Below are 291 nucleotides of genomic sequence, written 5' to 3'. Positions count from 1 at the left end.
ATGATCAGGTTGATAGGTTCGAGGTGGAAGCATGGTGACATGTGGAGCTGACGAATACTAATAGATCGAGGACTTAACCATATAATATGTAGCAATGTTATCTAGTTTTGAGAGAACATAAAAAACTTATTTACTTTTAAAGTAAATAAGTTATAATAATGATTGTCTCAAAAGAATAATGTCTGGTAATGATGGCAGAGAGGTCACACCCGTTCCCATACCGAACACGGAAGTTAAGCTCTCTAGCGCCGATGGTAGTTGGGACCTTGTCCCTGTGAGAGTAGGACGTTG

The 291-nt window shown here is 39.5% G+C and carries 1 rRNA gene; it reads left to right on the top strand.

Features of this window, described 5'->3' with window-relative positions:
• Positions 1-181: 181 nt before the first annotated feature.
• Positions 182-291: ribosomal RNA gene (rrf, locus tag MR143_RS32790) — 5S ribosomal RNA — on the top strand; the annotation flags it as partial.

The sequence above is a fragment of the Bacillus cereus group sp. BfR-BA-01347 genome (genome assembly GCF_022663835.1).
GTDB classification, from domain to species: Bacteria; Bacillota; Bacilli; order Bacillales; family Bacillaceae_G; genus Bacillus_A; species Bacillus_A thuringiensis_K.
The sequence above is the reverse complement of the archived record's forward strand: the minus strand, read 5'-3'. Positions and strand labels throughout refer to the sequence as shown.